24 protein-coding genes are annotated in these 21,356 nt (G+C 67.7%); 19 read left to right on the top strand and 5 right to left on the bottom strand.

The window, feature by feature from the left end:
* The first annotated feature begins 27 nt into the window (after window positions 1-27).
* The gene (locus ACOQPE_RS09755; RefSeq protein WP_420608729.1) at window positions 28-849 is read left to right on the top strand and encodes an enoyl-CoA hydratase-related protein; all 822 of its coding nucleotides are present in this window, start codon (window positions 28-30) and stop codon (window positions 847-849) included.
* 33 nt (window positions 850-882) lie between these two features.
* On the opposite strand, the gene ACOQPE_RS09750 is transcribed toward ACOQPE_RS09755, so the two are convergent.
* Window positions 883-2,682, bottom strand: a complete 1,800-nt coding sequence (locus ACOQPE_RS09750; RefSeq protein WP_420608728.1) for a PEP-utilizing enzyme — start codon at window positions 2,680-2,682, stop codon at window positions 883-885.
* Between the two features lie 124 nt (window positions 2,683-2,806).
* Between ACOQPE_RS09750 and ACOQPE_RS09745 the strand changes: the two genes are divergently transcribed.
* Window positions 2,807-3,838 (top strand): MBL fold metallo-hydrolase, encoded by a 1,032-nt coding sequence (locus tag ACOQPE_RS09745; protein WP_420608727.1) that lies wholly within the window; start codon window positions 2,807-2,809, stop codon window positions 3,836-3,838.
* Between the two features lie 4 nt (window positions 3,839-3,842).
* On the top strand, window positions 3,843-4,502 hold the full coding sequence (gene nucS / locus ACOQPE_RS09740; RefSeq protein ID WP_420608726.1) for an endonuclease NucS: 660 nt from the start codon (window positions 3,843-3,845) through the stop codon (window positions 4,500-4,502).
* A gap of 12 nt (window positions 4,503-4,514) precedes the next feature.
* On the opposite strand, the gene ACOQPE_RS09735 is transcribed toward nucS, so the two are convergent.
* Complete coding sequence (locus tag ACOQPE_RS09735) at window positions 4,515-5,396, bottom strand: MaoC/PaaZ C-terminal domain-containing protein (RefSeq protein ID WP_420608725.1); 882 nt, start codon at window positions 5,394-5,396, stop codon at window positions 4,515-4,517.
* Window positions 5,397-5,448: 52 nt separating this feature from the next.
* A complete protein-coding gene (locus ACOQPE_RS09730; RefSeq protein WP_420608724.1) occupies window positions 5,449-6,366 on the bottom strand; it encodes an SDR family oxidoreductase in 918 nt (305 codons plus the stop codon).
* A gap of 144 nt (window positions 6,367-6,510) precedes the next feature.
* Between ACOQPE_RS09730 and ACOQPE_RS09725 the strand changes: the two genes are divergently transcribed.
* The 10 genes from ACOQPE_RS09725 (at window position 6,511) to ACOQPE_RS09680 (ending at window position 15,968) form a co-directional block, all read left to right on the top strand.
* A complete protein-coding gene (locus tag ACOQPE_RS09725; protein WP_420608723.1) occupies window positions 6,511-8,643 on the top strand; it encodes a VanW family protein in 2,133 nt (710 codons plus the stop codon).
* 4 nt (window positions 8,644-8,647) lie between these two features.
* Window positions 8,648-9,916, top strand: a complete 1,269-nt coding sequence (locus ACOQPE_RS09720) for an NAD(P)/FAD-dependent oxidoreductase (RefSeq protein ID WP_420608722.1) — start codon at window positions 8,648-8,650, stop codon at window positions 9,914-9,916.
* 4 nt (window positions 9,917-9,920) lie between these two features.
* Window positions 9,921-10,880 (top strand): type I pantothenate kinase, encoded by a 960-nt coding sequence (coaA, locus tag ACOQPE_RS09715; protein ID WP_420608721.1) that lies wholly within the window; start codon window positions 9,921-9,923, stop codon window positions 10,878-10,880.
* A gap of 21 nt (window positions 10,881-10,901) precedes the next feature.
* On the top strand, window positions 10,902-11,387 hold the full coding sequence (locus tag ACOQPE_RS09710) for an HIT family protein (protein WP_420608720.1): 486 nt from the start codon (window positions 10,902-10,904) through the stop codon (window positions 11,385-11,387).
* An 11-nt stretch (window positions 11,388-11,398) separates the two neighbouring features.
* Window positions 11,399-12,196: an enoyl-CoA hydratase/isomerase family protein gene (locus tag ACOQPE_RS09705; RefSeq protein WP_420608719.1), complete on the top strand. Its 798-nt coding sequence runs from the start codon at window positions 11,399-11,401 to the stop codon at window positions 12,194-12,196.
* A gap of 37 nt (window positions 12,197-12,233) precedes the next feature.
* Complete coding sequence (locus ACOQPE_RS09700; protein WP_420608718.1) at window positions 12,234-13,505, top strand: CaiB/BaiF CoA transferase family protein; 1,272 nt, start codon at window positions 12,234-12,236, stop codon at window positions 13,503-13,505.
* 98 nt (window positions 13,506-13,603) lie between these two features.
* Window positions 13,604-14,569, top strand: coding sequence for a type I methionyl aminopeptidase (map, locus tag ACOQPE_RS09695; protein WP_420608717.1), 966 nt, complete (start codon window positions 13,604-13,606; stop codon window positions 14,567-14,569).
* A 66-nt stretch (window positions 14,570-14,635) separates the two neighbouring features.
* Window positions 14,636-14,932, top strand: a complete 297-nt coding sequence (locus ACOQPE_RS09690; protein WP_420608716.1) for a LysM peptidoglycan-binding domain-containing protein — start codon at window positions 14,636-14,638, stop codon at window positions 14,930-14,932.
* Between the two features lie 47 nt (window positions 14,933-14,979).
* On the top strand, window positions 14,980-15,375 hold the full coding sequence (locus ACOQPE_RS09685; RefSeq protein WP_420608715.1) for a LysM peptidoglycan-binding domain-containing protein: 396 nt from the start codon (window positions 14,980-14,982) through the stop codon (window positions 15,373-15,375).
* A complete protein-coding gene (locus ACOQPE_RS09680) occupies window positions 15,372-15,968 on the top strand; it encodes a phosphatase PAP2 family protein (protein WP_420608714.1) in 597 nt (198 codons plus the stop codon). The genes ACOQPE_RS09685 and ACOQPE_RS09680 overlap by 4 nt, the downstream gene beginning before the upstream one ends.
* Window positions 15,969-16,001: 33 nt before the next feature.
* On the opposite strand, the gene ACOQPE_RS09675 is transcribed toward ACOQPE_RS09680, so the two are convergent.
* Window positions 16,002-16,226, bottom strand: coding sequence for a hypothetical protein (locus ACOQPE_RS09675; RefSeq protein WP_420608713.1), 225 nt, complete (start codon window positions 16,224-16,226; stop codon window positions 16,002-16,004).
* Between the two features lie 175 nt (window positions 16,227-16,401).
* Here ACOQPE_RS09675 and ACOQPE_RS09670 point away from each other — a divergent pair, with 175 nt between their 5' ends.
* On the top strand, window positions 16,402-17,397 hold the full coding sequence (locus ACOQPE_RS09670; RefSeq protein WP_420608712.1) for an LLM class F420-dependent oxidoreductase: 996 nt from the start codon (window positions 16,402-16,404) through the stop codon (window positions 17,395-17,397).
* Window positions 17,398-17,424: 27 nt separating this feature from the next.
* On the opposite strand, the gene msrA is transcribed toward ACOQPE_RS09670, so the two are convergent.
* Complete coding sequence (msrA, locus tag ACOQPE_RS09665) at window positions 17,425-18,078, bottom strand: peptide-methionine (S)-S-oxide reductase MsrA (RefSeq protein ID WP_420608711.1); 654 nt, start codon at window positions 18,076-18,078, stop codon at window positions 17,425-17,427.
* A 50-nt stretch (window positions 18,079-18,128) separates the two neighbouring features.
* Between msrA and ACOQPE_RS09660 the strand changes: the two genes are divergently transcribed.
* The 5 genes from ACOQPE_RS09660 to ACOQPE_RS09640 all read left to right on the top strand — a co-directional run bounded on the left by ACOQPE_RS09660 (window position 18,129) and on the right by ACOQPE_RS09640 (window position 21,341).
* A complete protein-coding gene (locus ACOQPE_RS09660; protein ID WP_420608710.1) occupies window positions 18,129-18,620 on the top strand; it encodes an FAS1-like dehydratase domain-containing protein in 492 nt (163 codons plus the stop codon).
* Complete coding sequence (locus ACOQPE_RS09655; protein ID WP_420608709.1) at window positions 18,617-19,054, top strand: MaoC/PaaZ C-terminal domain-containing protein; 438 nt, start codon at window positions 18,617-18,619, stop codon at window positions 19,052-19,054. Before ACOQPE_RS09660 ends, ACOQPE_RS09655 begins: the two co-directional genes overlap by 4 nt.
* 20 nt (window positions 19,055-19,074) lie before the next feature.
* Window positions 19,075-19,986 (top strand): LLM class F420-dependent oxidoreductase, encoded by a 912-nt coding sequence (locus tag ACOQPE_RS09650; protein WP_420608708.1) that lies wholly within the window; start codon window positions 19,075-19,077, stop codon window positions 19,984-19,986.
* A gap of 70 nt (window positions 19,987-20,056) precedes the next feature.
* The gene (locus ACOQPE_RS09645; RefSeq protein ID WP_420608707.1) at window positions 20,057-20,845 is read left to right on the top strand and encodes a maleylpyruvate isomerase family mycothiol-dependent enzyme; all 789 of its coding nucleotides are present in this window, start codon (window positions 20,057-20,059) and stop codon (window positions 20,843-20,845) included.
* A gap of 73 nt (window positions 20,846-20,918) precedes the next feature.
* Window positions 20,919-21,341: a DUF3237 domain-containing protein gene (locus tag ACOQPE_RS09640; protein WP_420608706.1), complete on the top strand. Its 423-nt coding sequence runs from the start codon at window positions 20,919-20,921 to the stop codon at window positions 21,339-21,341.
* The last annotated feature ends 15 nt before the right edge of the window (window positions 21,342-21,356 follow it).

Below are 21,356 nucleotides of genomic sequence, written 5' to 3'. Positions count from 1 at the left end.
AAGCCTGAGAGCGGCCGAGAGGGACACATGGAGCTGAAGGCAACGAAGTACTCCGTCGAGGGTCCGGTCGCGACGCTGACGCTGTCACGCCCGCATCGCCGCAACGCTTGGACCGGTCGGATGCACACCGAGCTGCGCTGGGTGCTGGAGCAGGCGGAGCAGGACGCGGGGGTCCGCGTCGTCGTGATCACCGGCGAGGGACGCGACTTCTGTGTGGGCGCCGACACCCAAGCCTTGGAGGGCCACAGCGAAAAAGGTGGCTACGACCCCGGCACATCGGCCGATCTGGCGATGCCGGGCTATGGCGTGGCACCCGAGTTCGACCAGAACTTCGCGTTCATGATGGCGCTGGAGACGGTGACGATCGCGGCGGTGAACGGTGCAGCGGCGGGCGCTGGGCTGGTTCTGGCCTGCTATTGCGACCTGCGGTTCGCAGCACCGGATGCCAAGCTCACGGCCGCCCACGGGCCGCTGGGGCTGCCCGCAGAGTTCGGTCTCTCATGGGTGCTCCCCCGTCTCGTCGGCATCACGCGGTCCAACGACCTGCTGCTGTCGAGCCGCAAGTTCCTGGCCGCCGACACCGATGGCTGGGGCCTGTTCAACGAGATCGTCGAGGCGTCTGAGCTCATGGATCGCGTGTACGAGTACGCGTATGACATGGCCGCCCGGGTTGCGCCCAGCTCGCTGGCCACGACGAAGCGGCAGATCTACCTAGACCAGCACCGCGACGTGGGCACTGCCGTCTCCGAATCGGATCGGCTGCTCAACGAGATGATCCCCAGCCTGGACTACCTCGAAGGTGTGCGGGCGCTGACCGAGCGGCGGCGGCCCGACTGGCCTGAACGCTGAGTGGTTAGGGCTCCATCACCGTGACGCCGAGCGTCACAGCTCGAGCACAGTGATCATGCCGGTGTCGCCATTCACTTCGATGAGGGCGCCGTCCGGGATGCGTCCCGTCGCGCCGGTTGCCGAGATGACACACGGCAGTCCGAGTTCGCGGCTCACGATCACCGAATGGCTGAGCGCTGCGCCGACATCCACGACCACCGCGCTCGCGCTGACGAACAGCGGCGTCCACGACGGATCGGTGAGCGGCGCCACGAGCACATCGCCGGGCGAGAGGGCGGTCGGGTCGCTGCTGTCGAGCACGACTCGGGCCCGCCCACGGGCGATGCCAGGGCAGCCTGGCAAGCCGGCGAGCGTCTCGCCCGCCGAGAGCTGCGGCAGTTCAGATTCACCTCGGCGAGGCCACTCTGACATCGGCGGCGGGTCGCCGACGATGACGAACGGCTCCTGACGCGACGCGGCGTCGTCCCACTGGGCCTGACGCTCGGCAATCACCTCTGCCCAACCGGTCGGGTCGTCGAGCATCTCGTGGATCTCGGACAGTCGCAGCATGCCGAACTCGGTCTGTCCGCTGAACTGACCCCGCTCGACGAGCCGCTCACCCAGCACCCGTGAGGCGATGCGGCACTCGTTCACGAAGCGCACGCAGTTGGTCTTGGTGCGCTCGCGCCCCGGCAGGTACACGGCTGCCGCACCGAGGGCCAGGCTGAACTGCATCTGGGTGTCGGGGTCGGCCTCGAGCAACGCGGAGATCTCTGCAGCCAGCGCCTCTCGCTGGGCGGCCAATTCTGCCCGGCGCCGTGCCGGCTCGGCATCGGCGGGCGCCAGGCGCATGCGGTCGATAGCCGCCAGCGCGATGTCGGGGTCGGTCTCCCACGTCGGGCAGCTCATCTCCCATTCGTTCGGCCCCCGCGAGCCGAACTCATAGACGAACGAGGCGAAGGCCTCGTTGAACGCCGCGGCGTCGCCTAAAGGTTCCCCAGCACCGGCCGCAGCCAGGCGGTCGGCCAAGCCCAACGGTCCCTCGTCGAACAGCGCACCCAGCGCGCTCGACGCGGCGACCCGCCGCCCGAGCTCCCACATCGCGTCGGAGGGCGCGGCGGAGGCCACGTCGCCGAAGCCGGCCACCAGCTTGAGCGTGTCCTCGGGCCGGCCCAGCGCCGTGCACACCTGCTCGATCGCGCCCAGCGGCACCGCCGCCAGGAACGACACCTTCAGGTGGCGCGCGAACAGCAGCCGGAATCCGGCCCCGTCGCCGTAGCCCGACTGGAGGAAATCGTCGATCCAATCGATGATCTCGTGATCGCCCATCTGGGTGAAGTCGGGCCGCTGTGCACGCAGCTCGGCGATGTTCTGCTCGTCTTCGTGCACCTCCGGCAACGCCGGCGCCGCGAACAGCATGAGGAAGGTCTCGCCGATGCGCTGCTCCGCCGCGGGGCTGGCGTCGTCGGGATGCGGTTCGTACGGCGGGATGCCCGGCTGCTCGCCGAAGAAGGTCCGGTCGACGGTGTCGACGTCGATGCCGGGGGCGCGGGCGCCGAACACGCGACCGACGGCGGCGTTGAGATAGGTGTAGCCGCCGAAGACACCCAAGAAGACGCAGTTGTCGGGATCGAACTCGTCGTAGTCGAACGCGCCCATCTCCACATACGCATCGCGGAATCCCCACTCGGATATGCGAATGCCGTCGTCGTTCTGGAACGCGAAGTCGAAGGTGCTCATCCTCACCGGATCCGGGAACACCTCGCCCACGTTGGCGCGCGTCCAGATGGGGTAGCGCTCCGAAGGCTTGGTGCCGACGAAGTAGCCGCCGCTCCGGTCTGTCAGATCCGCCATGTTCCCTCCCGACGGTGCTGAACGTGAAAGCACAGCGGGCCGGGCAGCCGCCTCCCCCTCATGGCGGCTGCCCGGCCAGGCCGTGATGTGATGCTAGACCGTCACGCACGCGTTCCGACCCGACATGGAGCAGCCGATGCCGGTGACCATCGAGCACTATCGAGATCTCGGCGAGTTCGACTATGGCGCCTGCGACCAGGTGTCGCCGATGATCCGCCGTGTCATCTGCAAGAACCCGACGCCGTTCACCTATCGCGGCACCGGCACCTACATCGTCGGGCGCGGCGAGGTTGCAGTGATCGACGCCGGGCCGCCGCTCGCGAGCCATCTCGACGATGTCCTCGCGGCACTCGAGCCTGGCGAGACGGTCGGTGCTGCTCTCGTGACGCACACCCACAGCGATCACTCGCCCCTCACGGGCGACCTGGTCGCGGCCACCGGCGCTCTCAGCTACGGCTACGGCCCGCACGCCAGCGTGTGGAAGCTCGATCCCGACGATCGTGTCGACTTCTCCGGCTACATCAGCGCCGAGGAGCAGGAGAAGTACCAGGCCGAGTTCGACGAGCTGCCCGAGGAACTGAAGCGGGAAGGTGCCGACACCGAGTTCGTCCCCGATGTCGCGCTGGTCGACGGCGACATCGTCGCCGGTGACGGCTGGACGCTGCGCGCGGTGCACACGCCGGGTCACTGCTCGAACCACCTGTGCTACGAGCTGCTGGAGGAAAACTCGCTCTTCTCGGGCGACCACGTCATGGGCTGGGCAACGAGTGTCGTGGGTCCTCCCGACGGCTCCATGCAGGACTACCTCGACTCGCTGGCGAAGCTGCTCGAATTCGACCATGAGCGGTACTGGCCGACCCACGGCCCCCCGATTCCCGAACCCACGGCATACGTGCGCTCGTTCATCGCGCACCGCAGCGACCGCGAGCAGCAGATCATCGAGCACCTCCGGCCGGGACCGTGCCGCATAGCGGATTTCGTTCCGAAGATGTACGAGGCCTACGACAAGCGGCTGTGGTACCCGGCGGCAAGCTCGGTCTACGCGCACATGCTCCATCTCGTCGAGAGCGGCCGCGCCCGGGTGCTCGATGCCGACGGGCCCGACGGGGGCGAGCCCAAGCTCACGTCGGTCTACGAGCTGACAGCAGCCGCCTAGCGACGTGCGGCTGGTCATCGCTCGCTGCACGGTCGACTACTCGGGACGGCTCGACGCGCACCTGCCCGAGGCCGTCCGACTGATCATGGTGAAGGCCGACGGATGCGTGGCCATTCATGCCGACGGCGGTGCCTACAAGCCGCTGAACTGGATGAATGCGCCCAACCGGCTCGTCTGCGAGCCCGATCTGTGGCGCGTCACGAACGACAAGGGCGAGCGTCTCGAGATCCGGATTGCCGAGGTGATCAGCGACACCGCCCATGACATGGGCATCGATCCCGGCCTCGAGCGGGACGGCGTCGAAGCCCACCTGCAAGAACTGGTGGCCGCGCATCCCGAGACGCTGGCCGACGGCGCGGAGCTGGTGCGGCGCGAGTACCCGACCGACATCGGTCCCGTCGATCTGCTGTGCCGCGACAGCGACGGCTCGACGCTGGCAGTGGAGATCAAGCGGCGGGGCGAGATCGACGGCGTCGAGCAGTTGTGCCGCTATCTCGAGTACCTGAACAGGGATGCCCGCTTGGCGCCCGTGAGCGGTGTCTTCGCTGCGCAGGAGATCAAGCCCCAGGCGCGGGTGCTCGCGGCCGATCGGGGCATCCGCTGTGTCGTGCTCAACTACGACGAGCTGCGCGGCATCACCAGCGACGCTCTCAAGCTGTTTTAGGGCTGTTCTAGATCAGGCGTAGGTGCACAGGCCGTTGTCGATGACCACGCGCTGCTCGTCGGTGCCCTTCTGAGCCACCGTGCGGTAGATCGCTCGGCCCTCGCCGTCGTCCCACACCTGGATGGTGAGCTCGTCACCGGGAAACACCGGTGCAGAGAACCGGGAATCCATTGATCGGAAGCGGGCGGGATCGCCCTCGCACAGGGTGTGCAGCAGCGCCCTGCCGGTGAAGCCATACGTGCACAGGCCGTGCAGGATCGGCTTGGGGAAGCCTGCGAGCTCGGTCGCGAACCACGGGTCGCTGTGCAGCGGGTTGTAGTCGCCGCTCAGCCGGTAGGTGAGGGCCTGATCGGGGCGGGTCTGGTACGAGATCTCGTAGTCGGGGTCGCGGTCGGGCGCGCTGACCAGCGGCGCAGTGCTGCCCGCCTCGCCCCCGAAACCGCCTGAGCCGCGGATCACCACCGAGCTTCGAAGCTCGAAGATGACGTCGCCAGAATCAGGATCGACCGCGCTGGCCTCGGTGTCGATGATGGCGTTGCGGCCCTCGCCCTTGTCCCACATACCAGCGATGCGATCGGTGATCTCGACGGATCCCTCGGTCGGGATCGGCTGGTGCACGGTGATCCCTTGACTGCCGTGCAGCAGCTTGCCCCAGTCGAGATCACCGGCGTTGGCCATGGCACCGCCAGCACCGAATCCGATGACGACGCCCTGGGTCGGGAACGCCTGGTGGGCGATGTTCTTGGAGTTATGGGTGGTGAACTCCAGCTCGGATCCGAACGGATCCTCCGCGCCGGCGCCGATGCCGACGGCATACAGCAGCGAATCGCGGAATGTCCACGACCGCTTGGTCGGTGTGCCGGTGGCGCCGACTGCTTCCGGATTGAGTCCCATGATTGATGGCCTCTCTTGTTCTTGTGGTGTGCGGGTTCTTGGAGCGTACGGTTCAGTCGGCCACGCCGCCGTCGGCCGGCGCACCACTCATGCCGCTGTTGAGGCGGGCATCGCGCACGAGCTGTCGGGCTGCATCGCCGATCTTCGTCGGGTCGTCGATGGCGTCGATGGTCGGGCCGCGCTCCCAGCCCTCGGCAATCGCCAGCATGCGTCCGGAGGCCTCGAAGACACGGCCGGACACGCCGGCTGCTTCTTCCGAGCACAGCCAGGTGACAATCGGCGCGATATAGCGGGGGTGCATCATGGCCTGGTCTTCCTCGGAGGCTTCGCCCATGCCCAAGTCCTCGGTCATGCGCGTGAGTGCGCCCGGCGCCACTGCGTTCACCCGCACGCCATAGCGCGCCAGTTCACGCGCTGCGATGATCGTGAACGCCGCAATGCCCATCTTGGCGGCGCCGTAGTTGGTCTGGCCCGGATTGCCGTAGATGCCTGACACCGATGTCGTGTTCACGATCGATGCGTTCACCTGCTCGCCGGCCTTCGATTTCTCCCGCCAGTAGGAACTGGCCCAGCGCGCCGGGGCGAACGTGCCCTTGAGGTGAACCTTGATCACCGCATCCCATTCGGCCTCGGTCATGTTCACCAGCATCCGGTCGCGCAGGATGCCGGCGTTGTTCACGACGCCATGCAGGTCGCCGAAGGTCTCGATGGCCTGATTCACGAGGCGCTGGGCGCCTTCCCAGTCGGAGACATCGTCGCCGTTCGCCACCGCCTCGCCGCCCATCGCCGCGATCTCGTTGACGACGTCGTCGGCGGGGCCGATGTCGGCGCCGGTGCCGTCGCGCGCACCGCCCAAGTCGTTGCAGACCACCTTCGCGCCGTGCTCGGCGAGCATCAGGCAGTGCTCACGCCCGATGCCCCGGGCACCTCCGGTCACGATGACGACCCGACCTTCGCACAGCTTGCTCATGATGTTGTGGATTCCTTCGCTCTCGCCAGCGACGGGCCTCACTCGGCGCCGCCACGCAGCCTCCTATGCGGTGATGACGGCTCGGAGTATCGCACGCTCGACGCGCCGCCCGCAGCCCGCAAGTGACCCGTACGATCAACCCTCGTGCACTGGCCGACGTGGGCCCCTCGCTGGTCGATCATCACGGCGGCCGCCATCCTGGTCGCGTCGATCGGTGGGACGGCTGTGCTGGCGATCCGGAACTCGGATGATGCGCCGCCGCCTACTGCTCCGACGACGTCGGCCGCGCCGACGACGACCAGTGCGCCAATCGTCGTTCCCACGGCCGCTCCAGGCACGCCGACCCGAGTGAGCCCCGACACCGTGCACTTGCGGATTGCCGCGCTCGCAGCGGAGCTGGCGGCCACGCCTGTCGTCGTGCGCACTGATACCGGTGAGCAGACGCTCACGGTGGCCGACCTCGGCATTGCGCTGGAGCGAGACGCCACGTTCGAGGCCGTTCGGGAATTGCGAGCAGGCGATGCCGAAGAAACCGGCGGAGACGCTGAGTCGTGGGTTGCGTGGTCGACCGATCCCCAGTTCGCCGAGCGGCGGTATCTCGTCGATCGGTCGATGGCCCGAGCCGTGCTGGCCAATGCCACTGACCTCGGCGTCACGGCGACTCCCCCATCGGTGGTCGTCGTCAATGACACGCTGGCGGTCGACCTCGGCCTGCCCGGCCAGATCGTCGACGCAGATGCCATCGTCGACCAGGTGCTCGAGGGCATTGCACGCTCGTTCACCCGCATCGAGATCGCCGCAGAGCTGACGCAGAGCGAGCCGATCGCCAACACGCCCGAGTTGCAGCAGGCCGTCAACACGGCACACCAGAACTACGGGCGCAGCCTCCTCGTGGTGTTCAGCGAAGCAACCCACGAACTCACCATCGAAACGATCGCCGGCTGGCTCCAGCTCGACCCGGGGGCAACACCCCCGGAGATCGCTTTCGATCATGCGCAGGTCGGGCCGTACCTCGAGGAAGCATTTGCCGCAGCATCGGCACCCGTCACCACCGGCGCCATGGCCGTTGTCAGCGGCGTGCCGACGGTGGTAGCGAGCGATGGCAGCGTCGCCTGCTGTGCGGACGATGTCAGCGCCCTGATCGAAGAAGCGCTGCTGGCGCGCATCGAAGGACCGCTGGCGCTGCCGTCGCGCCCGGCGGTGAGCCGGGAGGAGCAGGCACACCTGGAGGCGCTGGGCATTATCGAGCTCGTCGGCACCTTCACCACGAAGCACGCGTGCTGCCAGGGACGCGTCGAGAACATCCACCGTTTCGCGGAGCTGATGCGCGGCGCGGTGGTCGAGCCCGGCCAAAGCCTCTCGCTGAACGGACATGTCGGCCGGCGAACCGAAGAAAAGGGCTTCGTCGAGGGCGGCTTCATCGAGAAGGGCGTGCTGGTCGACGACATCGGCGGCGGGGTGTCGCAGTTCGCCACCACCATCTTCAATGCGTTGATCCGGGCCGGTATGACCATCGACGAGTACCAGACGCATTCGCTGTACCTCAGCCGCTACCCGTTCGGGTTGGACCCCACCATCTCGTACCCCAAACCCGATCTGAGGTTCACCAATCCCACGCCGTACGGCCTGCTCATCTGGCCGACCTACACCGACACGTCGATCACCGTCGAGCTGTACTCCACGCGCAATGTCCAGGTGACCATCGGCGAGCCCGAAGAGGAGATGCGGGAATTCTGCCGACGGGTCAGCACGGAGCGGATTCGAGTGTTCTCGGATGGCACCATCGATTCGGACACGTTCCATGCCCGCTACCGGCCCGAGGAGGGACGTGACTGCGACGGCTCGCGTTCGGTACCGAGGCAGTGCGTGGATCCGCTGCTGGGACCTGCTCAGCCCCCAAGCGGCGACGAGGCGCCGGAGGAGGCTTCCGGCGGGACTGAGCCAGAGCTAGTCGAAGACGGCAGCGAGCGTGCAGACGGTTCGATCGTGGAGTGCCCGCCGCTCGAATGCGTCGAACAGCCGGGCGAGCGCGACTCGGAATTGCCGCGCTATCCCGACGATCCCTGTCTCGGTGTCGATCTGAGCACGGTGAGGGCCGACGACGGGACAGAATCCGGCGAAGGCGACGCCGACGACGCCGAAGGCGACCCGACCGAGCCTGACGACGCCGGCGAAACAGGCACTACGGGCGAGGAAGGCGGCCCCGACGACGCCGAAGGCGGGCAGGCCAGCACCGGCGATGGGGTCACCGAAACCGGCGAGCCCCAGAGGTCATGAGCGGGTGACCATCGTCGATGTCCTGATCGTCGGTGCCGGCCCGGCGGGCGCATCCGCAGCTGTGTGGGCACGGCGCGCGGGGCTCGGGGTCATGCTCGTCGATCGCGCGGCACCGGGACGGGACAAGTGCTGCGGCGACGGCCTCACAGCGCTGGCGTTGCGCGAGCTCGAGTCGCTCGGCCTGCAACCGGAGCGGATGAACTCGTGGATGCCCGTGGCAGCCGCGTGCGTGCGCACGCCGCGAGGACGCGTCATGAGGCTGCCCCTCCCCGAAGGACGCGGGCAGTTTGCGAGCGTGTGCCGGCGCACCGAACTCGATGCGGGACTCGTCGACCTCGCGGCCGCAGCACAGGCTGACGTGCGTCTCGGCATCGCATTCGAGGGATTCGAGGACTCCGGCGAGCGGGTGAGCTCGGCGTCCGTCCGGCTCAGCGACGGCAGCGTCGTGAAAGCCCGATTCGTGGTGGCTGCTGACGGCGTGTATTCCGCCGTGCGCAAGGCACTCGGCATCGGCCCACATCGCTACCGGGGCGACTGGCATGCGTTTCGCGGCTACCTGCACGCGAGCGACCCTGCTTCCCGCGACATGTGGGTCTGGTTCGAGCCCGACCTGCTGCCGGGTTACGCCTGGTCATTCCCCTTGGACGACGGGCGCGTGAATGTCGGCTTCGGCGTGCCCCGAAACCACCGCGGCCGCGACTCCGCTGGCGGTGCCGGCACCCTCAACGGCAAGGAGATCGCCGCAGTCTGGGCGAGCCTCACCGAGCGTCGTCACATCGCGAGCGTGCTCGGCCCTCACCGACCCGACGGCCCGACGCGCGCGTGGCCGATACCGGCGCGACTGGGGGAACTGGAGCTGGCGCAGGGTCGCACGCTGCTGTGCGGCGACGCCGCTGCGGCCGCCGACCCGCTGACCGGCGAGGGAATCGGCCAGGCCCTGCAGATGGGGCGGATGGCGGCGACGGCGATAGCGCGCGGCGGCCCCCCGCACAGCGTGACGGCCCGCTACGTGCGGGAAGCGCGAGCCGAGTTCACGCTGGACCACCGGCTGGCGCGCGGGCTCAGCCGCGTCCTCGCGCACGAGCGTCTGGCCGAACTCTCGCTTCGAGCGGTCGACTGGTCCGGTTGGACCCGCCGGCAGTTCGCCCGCTGGATGTTCGAGGACTACCCGCGAGCTGCCGTCGCGACACCTCGTCGCTGGCACCGGGGCATGGCGTCGGCACAAGGCGCGTACGACCCGGTTGCGGTCAGTGCCCTAAGTTCGCCAAGCTAGGTGGGTGACGGACGCCGCTACCTTCGACAGAAGGCTCGAGCCGGGCATCGATGACCGGCATTGCAGGTTCACCCGCGAGCAGTGGGCGAAGCTGCGAGACGCCACGCCGCTGTCATTGACAGAAGCCGAGCTTGAGGCGCTGGCGGGCCTCGTCGAGCCTGTGACGCTCGACATGGTGCGCGACATCTACCTGCCTCTGTCGCGACTGTTGAACCTGCGTGTCGCAGCTAAACGCCAGCTTCGCGCCGCCACCGAAGGCTTCTTCGGCAGGGTGCTGCCGCCACGCCCGTACCTGATCGGCATCGGCGGAAGTGTCTCGGCCGGCAAGAGCACTACGGCACGCATCCTGCGAGCAGTCTTGGCCTCGTGGCCGGATCACCCGGAAGTGGATCTGGTCACGACCGACGGGTTCCTGCTGCCGAATGCCGAGCTCACCGCGCGCGGCATCCTCGGGCGCAAGGGCTTCCCCGAGTCGTACCGCCGCGGCGAACTGCGCGATTTCCTCCAGCGGATCTCGAGCGGCGAACCCGATGTCGCTGCGCCCGTCTACTCGCACAGCCTGTACGACGTGACCGATGAGGTTCAGCTCATCAACCAGCCCGACATCCTCATCGTTGAGGGTCTGAATGTGCTGCAGACCGGACCACCGTCGAGCACGCCGTTCGTGTCGGACTTCTTTGACTTCACGATCTACGTCGACGCCGAGGCCGAAGACCTCGAGGAGTGGTACGTCGAGCGTTTCCAGCAGCTGCGCAAGACGGTGTTCCGCGAGCAGTCCGCCTATTTCGCTCAGTTCGCCGATCTGCCGCCTTCTGCCGCCGACGCGGTCGCTCGCACAATCTGGCGCTCGATCAACCTCGTCAACCTGCAGGAGAACATCCTGCCGACACGGGCTCGAGCCGACCTGGTGCTCGCGAAGGGGCACGATCACGTCGTTGACCACGTCGAGCTCCGGTACCACTGAGCCGCAGTGGATGCTCGAATCGTGACGAATTCCTCGCCCGACGCTGACCCCGTTGCGGCCCGGAAGCCTGGCTGCACGTTCTGTTCGATCGTGGCAGGCGATATCCCGGCACTGCGCATCTACGAGGACGATCACGCCGTGGCTTTCATGGATCGACTGCCCATGACCGTCGGTCACTGTCTCGTCATTCCCCGCCGGCACGTGACCGACATCTGGGAGCTCACCGATGACGATGCTGCGCACGTCATGCAAGCTGCACGGCGCGTGGCCGGGCTGGTGCGCGAGCGGTTGCAGCCGGCGGGCGTGAACTTGCTCAACAACAACGGCGCCGCTGCAGATCAAACGCAGTTTCACTTCCACATCCACGTGATCCCGCGCTATGGGCGCGACCGGCTGTTGCACCCGTGGGAGCGGATCTTTGCGCCAGCAGGCGAGATCGAATCGGCGTACCGGTTGCTCAGCGCGCCCAGCTCACAGGCCCCGGCGACTGCCACCCCGAACAACTAGCTTCGGGCGCCATGAACGACCGCTACGCCCCCTTCTCCGCGCTGCAGATCACCGGTCCCGACGACGACGGCGTGCTCGAGATTGTGATCGACACGCCAGGTCGGCTGAATTCGGTGGATGCGCCGAAGCACCTGGCGCTGGCCGATGTCTGGCGGGCAGTCGACGACGATCCTGACACCCGGGTGGCCGTCATCCGGGGCGCCAACGGCACGTTCTCCGCCGGCGGCGACCTGGACATGATCCAGGAGATCATGGACGACTTCGAGACGCGCCAGCGGGCACTGCGCGAGGCGCGAGACATCGTCTACAACATGATCAACTGCTCCAAGATCATCGTCTCGGCGATCGAGGGCGTTGCCGTCGGAGCCGGTCTGGCGGCGGCGCTGATGGCCGACATCTCCATCGCCGGGCGCAGCGCGCGGATCGTGGACGGGCACACCAAGCTCGGCGTCGCCGCCGGGGATCACGCCGCGATCGTGTGGCCGATCCTGTGCGGTATGGCCAAGTCGAAGTACTACCTGCTGACCTGCGACACGATCACGGGCGAGGAGGCCGACGACATGGGCCTCGTCAGCAAGGTGGTCGACGACGATGCCGTGCTCGACGAGGCCTTTGCGGTCGCCCGCAGACTGGCGGGGGGCAGCCAGAGCGCCATCCGCTGGACGAAGTACAGCCTCAACAACTGGATGCGTATGGCAGGGCCCATCTTCGACACGTCTGCCGCGCTGGAGATGCTGGGCTTCACAGGTGCCGATGTGCGGGAGGGCCACGCCGCCATCGTCGAGAAGCGCCGCCCGAACTTCGCCTGACCACGGCACCACATCAGAACCTCAGAAGGGCGACGACATGGCACTGCTGGACCCACCCGATGAAGAGCACCTGACTGCGCACGAGCGGGCGGCCCCGATGGCTGCCCAGAACTCGGGCCCGCTCCAAGGTGTCCGCATCATCGACTGCACTCACGCGCTGGCCGGGCCGTGGTCGACGATGATGCTGGCCGACCTGGGCGCCGATGTCATCAAAGTGGAGCCGCCGCGGGGCGAGCTCGCACGCAAGATGCCGCCGTACACCCGCGAAGACACGGAGCGGAACTTCGGCGCCGGTTTCGCCAACTACAACCGCAACAAGCGAGGCATCGCGCTCGACCTCACCGACGACGATCAGCGGGAGCAATTCCTGCAGCTCGTCGACACCGCCGATGCACTCGTCGAGAACATGCGCGCCGGCGTGATGGATGCGCTCGGAGTGGGCTGGGAGGTGCTCCACGAGCGCAACCCGAAGCTCGTCTATGGCGCCATCCGCGGCTTCGGCGACCCGCGTTCGGGAGAGAGCCCGTACGTGGACTGGCCGGCGTACGACGTCGTGGCCCAAGCGATGTCTGGCATGGTCTCGGCCACTGGCAGCGGTCCCGACGATCGGCACGTCGTGGGTCCCTACATCGGCGACACCTATCCCGGCACTATTGGCGCCATGGGCGTGCTGGCGGCGCTCTTCCATGCTCAGCGGACGGGGGAGGGCCAGTTCGTGGACGTGTCGATGGTCGACGCGGTAATGGCGCTCAGCGAAGTCGGGGTCACCCGCTACAGCGTGATGGGCCAGCCTGACACCCCACCGAGCGGCAACAAGAACCAGTACATCGTGCCGTTCGACATCTTCGACACCATCGACGGGGCCATCGCCATCGGCGCCCCCACCGACAACCACTGGCGCGAGCTGGCGGTTGCGATGGGCCGACCCGAGTGGGCCTGGGCTGAAGAGACCCGCACCTTGCGAGCGCGCTACCACCATCGCGACGAGATCATCACGGCACTGACCGAGTGGGCCGCAACGCTCACCAATGCGGAGGTCATCGCGGCCATCGGCGGCAAGGTGCCGTGCGGCCCGGTCAACCACCCTGGCGACCTGTTCACCGATCCCCATGTCGCAGCCCGCGACATGCTGGTGGCGGTGGAGCAACCGGTGGGCCGGCCGATCGTCCAGATCGCGCCGCCGATTCGCATGAGCGCCACGCCGCCGGGTATCTACCGCCGCGCTCCCAAGCTCGGCGAGCACAATGACGAAGTGCTCGGCGAGCTCGGCGAGCACAATGACGAAGTGCCCGGCGAGCTCGGCGACTGATCGCGCGCTGGGCAGGCGGCACGATCACAGAGCACCCCTGACCCACGGGTAGCGTGACCACGATGGGCAGGCGCAAGCGTCGAGTGCCAGCAGCGCGCATGAGGCCTTCTGGCTTCGAGCCAGTAGTTGCCGGCTTGGTTTCGCCACGCCGGGCGGTGCCCGCGCACATCGAGTTGCCGCCCTACGCGCTCAGCGGCAAGCCCTCGCCGGCCCCGAGCGGCGTGGAGCCCTCCGACCACGCCACGATCGACGCCATGCGGTCGGCAGGCTCGGCTGCGCGGCGCGTGCTGAGGGCCGTGGCCGCCGAGATCGCTCCGGGCGTCACCAGCGATCATCTCGACGAGGTCTGCCACGAGGCATGCATTGCCGAAGGCGGCTACCCGAGCCCGCTCAACTACAACGGCTTCCCGAAGTCGCTGTGCACCTCGGCCAACGAGATCATCTGTCACGGCATCCCCGATGACCGGCAGCTGCGCGACGGCGACATCGTGAACTGCGATGTCACGATCTACGTCGGCGGCGTGCACGGTGACCACTCCGAGACGTTCTTGGTGGGCGATGTCGACGAGACGTCGCAGCGGCTCGTCGAGGTCACACGCGAATCCATGTACCACGGCATCGCTGCGGTTCGGCCAGGAGCCCAAGTGTGCGACATCGGACGCGCCATCCAGGCTCGGGCAGAGTCCGAGGGGTACGGCGTGGTGCGCGAGTTCGTCGGTCACGGCATCGGGCAGATCTTCCACCGGCTGCCCAACATCCCGCACTACTTCGACCCCTCTGCGCGAACCGAACTGGTCGAAGGCATGACCTTCACCGTGGAGCCGATGATCACGGCGGGCACACCACGCGCCCAGCTCTGGCCTGACGGCTGGACTGCCATGACGGCCGATCGCAGCCGCACCGCGCAGTTCGAACACACGGTGCTGGTCACCGCTGACGGCGCCGAACTGCTGACCGTGACCGACGACGAGCCACAGCCGTTTCTCTCCGCCAGCGCCGCGAGCCGGCCCGATCCCGATGCCTGGCCCCGGCAGCTCCACACAGCGGCCGTTCGAACCGACTGAGCCATGCCTCGACGACGTGGGGCAGGTGCCGCATGCGCTGGACGGCTCGCTGCCGCACTGGTGGCCGTGGCTGCGATAGGCGGCGCCTGTGCCTCCGAGCCGGAGGCAGAGCCGATCCCGACGACCCTTCCCGTGCTCACGACGCTGCGCCCGCAGCTCACCACCACGACCATCGCGGCGCCGCCTCCGCAGCGTCGCATCTACGTGGTGCAGCCGGGCGACACCCTCAGCAAGATCGCCAACGGATTCGGCGTCTCCGTCCAAGCGCTCATGGAAGAGAACGGCAAGGAAGACACGCTGCTCCGCATCGGGGAGCAGCTCGTCATCCCGCCGACCGTGGTCGGCGCCAACAGCTCACAGTGACGAAGGCCAGTGACTGCTCCTGCTCACGGCGCCGGCGAGCAATGACCGTGGTGATCGCTGTCGCGGCTTCGGGCATGGCAATCGGGTGCACGCTGCTGCCGGGCGAGTCTCGCACCCAGGCATCCGCCACAACCGCTCCTGCGCCCACGGTGGCACCGGCCACCACGACCGAACCCCCGGTGCTGACGCCGTACACGGTGGTGCGCGGCGACACGCTGATCCAGATTGCCGACCGGTACGGCATTCACCTGAACGACCTGGTGCGGGTCAACAACATCGCCGACCCCACCAAGATCTTCGTCGGCCAGATTCTTCTGATCCCGCCGCCACCCGACCCCGATGCCGGGCCCGCACTCACCATCGCTCCCGCCACCGACCCCGTCCTCCCGCCGCTGCTGCCCACCACCACCGCGCCGCCGATCACGCTTTCGGGGTCCGGATGATGTCTGCATCGCCGCCGACTGACCCTGCGCCTGACGACGCCTCGGAGACGCACGATCCGCTGTCGGCGGCAGCGCAGCAGATCGCTCGCTTCGACAGTGCCGTCGACCGGTGGTGGGAGTTCCTGCGAGGCCGCAAGCTGATGGATCGGGTGATGTACGGAGCCTCAGACCTGGGCGAGTTCAGCCAGATCTGGCACGTGCTGGGTGCGATTCGAGCCCTGGGGCCGCGCCGGGAAGCCTCCGACGCGCTGCGCTTCAGCGCTCTCATGGCGCTCGAGTCGCTGATCGTGAATCAGGGGGTCAAGCGGCTGTTCGCACGGCGCAGGCCCGGCACGGCCGCCGAGAATCCGACCCGCCACCGGCTCCGCCAGCCGATCACGTCCAGCTTTCCTTCCGGCCACGCCTCGGCGGCATTCTGTGCTGCGGTCGTGCTGTCGCGCGGGTCGCGACTGGGGCCCCTCTACCGCCTGGCGGCAGCCATCGTGGCGGTGTCACGCATCCACGTGCGCTTGCATCACGCAAGCGATGTCATTGCAGGCGCCGCCGTCGGCGAGGCAATCGGGCGCTTGGCGTCGCGGCTGATGCGGCGCTGAGCCGAGCTCAGGCGCGGTGCCAGCGCCGGTGACTCAGGCTCGGGCGACGTCCTGATCGGCCTTGGTGATCGTGGGCAGCTCTGTGGCTTCGTCGCCCCGGCGCAGCAGTGTCCGCACGTCGAGCAGCACATCGGTGACCTCGACCGACGAGACCAGTTCGCGGCTGAAGAAGTCGCCCAACGCACTGTCGATGACCTCGAGTGCGTCGGAGATGATCCGGGGCTCAGCTGTCCGAGTCGGTTCCGTTGTCTCGGTCATCTCTGTTTCCTCCCCGCTCCCGACGTCTGTGCAGACGGCGTTGCTGGCTGTGAACCTCACCCTATCTCGCACCCGACGCCGGTCACCGTCAGTTCACTGACACGTCACATAACTGCTCACCAACGCGCGCAACAGCACCGGCGAACGGCACGGTCGGCGGGTACGGTGCGCCGCCATGAGCGCGAACGGACCACTTCCTTATGGCGTGACCTTCGGCAGCCTGGGGGTGCTGGGGCCAGCCGCTGTCACCGACATCGCCTGTTCTGCCGAGGCACAGGGATACTCGTCGATCTGGACAGTCGAGGCAACCGGAACCGATGCCTTCTCGCTCCTGGGTGCCGTCGCCCACGCTGCGCCCGGCCTCGATCTGGCAACCGGCATCATTCCCATCCAGCTGCGCGCCCCCACAGTGGTGGCCATGACGGCCGCCACCCTGCAATCGCTGAGTGACGACCGGGACGTGCTGGTCGGGCTCGGCGTCTCGGCACCCGGCATCCTCCGCCAGCACGGCGAACCGCCGCCGGAGCGCCCCATCGCGATGATGCGCGAGTACGTGGCGCTGCTGCGCGAGTGCCTGAGCGGCGAATCGGTGACCTTCGAGGGCGACTTCTGGCAGGTGCGCCGCTTTCGCCTCGCGATGCGGCTGGGCGAGCGCCGACCGAAGATCGTGCTCGCAGCACTCAATCCGCAGATGCTGCGGCTCGCGGGCGAGGTGGCCGACGGCGTCCTGCTCAACTACCTGCCCGCCTCGCACGTCCCGAGCGTGGTGGCCGAGGTCCGCAAGGGCGGCGACGCGCAGATCATCTGCTACGTCCATGCCGCGGCCGGTGAGCTGGAGCGCTCGGCCCGATCGGCGCAACGCGACTTGCTCAACTACGTCATGGCCGACGGCTACGCCAACGCCTTCCGCGCAGCCGGCTTCGGCGACGAGGTGGACGAAGCCCGCGCCCGCCAGTCCGAGCGGGACCGCGACGGCGCGCTCGCTGCCATCTCGAACGAGATGATCCAGTCGATCGACTTCATCGGCACGCCGGCTGAGATCGGCGAGTTCACACGGGCCTACGTGGACGCGGGCGTGGAGCACCCGGTGCTGATGCCGCTGCCGTGGGGTGACGACCGGCGCGCCGTGACCGACGAGACGATGGCGGCGTTCGCCGACGCCTTCGCCTGATTTGGCGGCACGCCGAGGGGGCGCAGCTCAGTCAGCGATGACGACGCCGACCGGGCAGGTCTGGCCGGTGCTGCCCAGGCCGCAGTAGCCCCACGGGATCTTGTGCAAGTACTGCTGGTGGTAGTCCTCGGCGTAGTAGAAGGGCCCGGCCAGGCAGATCTCGGTGGTGATGCGGCCGAGTCCGGCGCCGTCGAGCACGCCCTGGAACATGTCGCGGGAGGCCTCCGCGGCTGCCAGGTCGGCTTCGTCGAATACGTAGATGCCCGATCGGTACTGCGTGCCGATGTCATTGCCCTGCCGCATGCCCTGGGTGGGGTCGTGCCCCTCCCAGAAGGCCTTCAGCATGGCGTCGAAGCTCGTGACCGCTGGATCGAAAACCACGAGGGCCACTTCATTGTGCCCGGTCAGCCCCGAGCACACCTCTTCGTAGCTGGGGTTCGGCGTGTGGCCGCCCGCGTAGCCCACCGCCGTCGTGTGCACGCCGGGCAGCTGCCAGAAGATGCGCTCCACTCCCCAGAAGCAGCCCATGCCGACCACGACCTGCTTGAAGCCGTCGGGGAACGGCGGCGTCATCGACGTTCCGAGCACGACGTGCGCCGGAGCGACCGGCATCGTCTGGCTGCGGCCGGGCAACGCGGCGTCGGCGTCCGGGATCTCCAGCTTCCTCGACCACAACGCCACGGTGCTTCCTCCTGCTGTGCCACAGACGCTAGCGACGTAGTGTCAGGAACATGAGCGAGTCGCTGATTCCGGCCGAGACACTGGAGCGAGTCGGCGAGGTGCTGTCGGGTCCGGTCACCACCGTCATCGACCGTCGGGAGGCGCAGCGCTACGCATACGCCGTCGGCGACGAGAACCCCATCTACTTCGATGAGGTCGCAGCCCAGGCGGCCGGGTACCGGACGCTGGTGGCGCCGCCCACCTACGTCACCCACGCAGTGGTGCAGCCGAGAACGGCGTCGGACCTGCGCACCGATGGCCTGTACCGCGAGGGCACCCGGATCCGACTGCTGGTCGACCGGGTGATGTTCGGCGGCGAGGAATGGGACTTTCTCGAGCCCGTCTGCGTCGGCGACGAGATCACCGCCACTGTCCGGCTCGCGGCCGTCGACCAGAAGGAGGGCCGCAAGGGGCCGTTCGTCCAGCAGGTGCGCGAGACCACCTTCGTCAACCAATTCGGCGACGAGGTCGCCCGTTCCCGCATGATCGGCATCGCACGATGAGCACTGACACTTCCGCCGCAGTACCCCACCTCGAGACGCTCGAGGCCGGCCAGCAACTGCCGGCCATGCACAAATTCCCCGACGAGGCGCAGCTCTTCCTCTACAGCGCCGCCAGCCACAACCCGCACCGGATCCACTACGACCGCGAATACGCCCGCTTCGAGGGGCACGACGACATCATCGTGCACGGTCCGCTGCAGGGCGCATGGCTCACGCAGTTCGTGACGGACTGGGCGGGACCGACCGCCCGGCTGTTGGGTGTCACGTGGCAGAACCGTGCCAGCGGCCTGCCGGGCGAGGAGCTGGTGTTCTCGGGCACGGTGACGTCCGTCGACTGCGGGACGGGGATCGTCGAGCTGGAGATCGCCGAGCACACCTCCGACGGAAGACTGCTGATGCCGGCGACAGCTAGGGTCCGCCTGCCCACGACGTAGATGCAGGAGAGGGTCCGCGCATGAACATCGCCGTCGACTTCCCGTCCATTGCGTTCCGGGAAGGACCCCAGCGTGTGCTCGACCTGGCCAAGGCCATCGAGGATCAGGGCTACGACGAGATCGCCGCATTCGACCACGTGGTGATGGGCCACCCGGGCGAGGGGCGCTTCACGATCTACCCCGCCAACATGCCGATTCTCGAAGCGCTGATGCTGCTCGCAAACGTGGCAGCGGTGACCGAGCGAGTCTCGCTGTCGACCGAGGTGCTGGTGCTGCCGCAGCGCCAGCCCGTGCTGGTGGCCAAGCAGATCTCCACGCTGGACACGCTGTCGGGCGGGCGGGTGCGCCTTGGCATCGGCGTGGGCTGGCAGGACTCCGAGTACGACGCCCTCGAGGAAGACTTCGGCACCCGGGGCAAGCGCATGGACGAGGCCATCGACCTCATGCGCACCTACTGGGCAGGTGGGCGGATCGAGTATTCCGGCGAGCACTACAACAGCCACGACATGGGCATGGAGCCCGTGTCGCCCCAGGGCGCCGACATCCCGCTGTGGATCGGCGGCGACAGCCGCGCCGCGCTGCGACGCACCGCCCAGAAGGGCGATGGCTGGATGGCGTCGGGCGTGAGCGACGAACGGGCGCTCGAATGCATGACGGAGATACGCCGCCGGGCCGAGGACGACTTCGGTCGCGACCCCGACTCCATCGGCATGCAGCTGATGCTGGCCCCGCCGCCGCGCACCGACGCCGATAAGGGCTTCTACAAAGACCTGGATGCCATCGGCGAGCGGGCCGCAGTGGTCGCGGCGCTGGGATTCGACTGGGCCTCGGTGAACGTGACCGCCATCTTCCAAGCCGGTGCCCGCTCGGTCGAAGCCATGATCGACCGGCTGGGTGAGATTCTCGAACACATCCGGGCCGAAACCGGCTGAACCCTGCCGGATCAGCTTCCGGCACCACGATCACCATTCAGAGACCACAAGACAGAACAGGACAGCCACCATGAGTCAGCCGCAACTCATCATCGACAACCTCAAAACCTGCTGGGCGAGCTCCAAGGAGCTCTACGGCTCGCTCGCGGGCGACCAGTGGGACGTGCAGTCGCACTGCCCCGACTGGACCGTCAAGGGCGTGCTGGCACACCAGGTGTCCGTCGAGCAAGGCCTGTCGGGCTGGCTGCCCGAATCGGTCGAGACACCGCCCCCGTTCGGCGAGATTCCCGGCCTCTTCTCGGCGGCCATGGCGATGAGCGGGCCGGAGCTGACGGCGTTGGCCGCCGAGGTGTGGGACGGGCGTGCCGCACAGCTCGAGGCGCTCGACGACGAGGTCTTCGACCGCGGGTCGATCACCCCGGTCGGGCCCGGCACCTACGGCCGGTTCATGGCGATCCGGGAATTCGATCACTGGATGCACGAGCGCGACTGCCGCACCCCGCTGGGAATGCCGACCGACAACGGCGGCCCTGCCGCCGAGATGGCGCTCAACGAGGTACACCTGTCGATCGGCTACATCGCCGGCAAGAAGGTGGGGCTTCCCGACGGCGCTTCCATGCACTTCGACATCACCGGCGCCGTAGAGCGCGACATCTACGTGCAGGTGGAGGGTCGGGCCCGCGAGGTCGACCACGTCGAGAACCCGACCGTCACGCTGCACTGCGACTCGATGGCGTTCATGGACCTCACCTGCGGGAGGATCGACCCTGAGGGTCCGATCGCTGCAGGCCAGGTGACGTGGTCGGGCGATGCCGAACTCGGCGCTCACGCTGCCCGGAACCTGCGCTTCACGATGTAGTCGCTCGCAATCCCCAACTCGACGAGCCCAAGTCTCAGAAAACCCCAAGTCTCAGAAAACAAGGAGTACCCAGATGTCAGAGACCTCCCTGCCCGTACGGCACCTGTTCAGAATGGACATCGATGCCGACCTGTCCAATGCCACCCGCATCCGCGGCGGGCCTGCCGGCACCCGGATGGTCGCCTCAGTCGACGGCGGCACGGTCACCGGCGACCGCATCAACGGCACCATCTTGGGCCCGTCAGGCGACTGGCTGTACCGATCGGCCGACGGCACGATGCATCTCGACGTGCGCATCTCGATCCGCACCGACGACGAGGTCGACATCCTGATGGAGTACCAGGGGAAGATCTACGGCGACGGCTCGCCGCGGTCCGCGCCCACCTTCCAGACGTCGATGGAGGGCCCGTACAACTGGCTCAACAAGATCCAGGCCATCGGCATCGGCTCGCTCGACGACGGCAAGCTGGCCTACGAGGTCTACGAGCTGCTGTAGCCAGCACAACCACCG

This window comes from Candidatus Poriferisodalis sp., from assembly GCF_965219595.1.
In the GTDB taxonomy this organism is placed as follows: Bacteria; Actinomycetota; Acidimicrobiia; order Acidimicrobiales; family Poriferisodalaceae; genus Poriferisodalis.
This window is presented reverse-complemented; position numbering and strand designations above follow the sequence as displayed.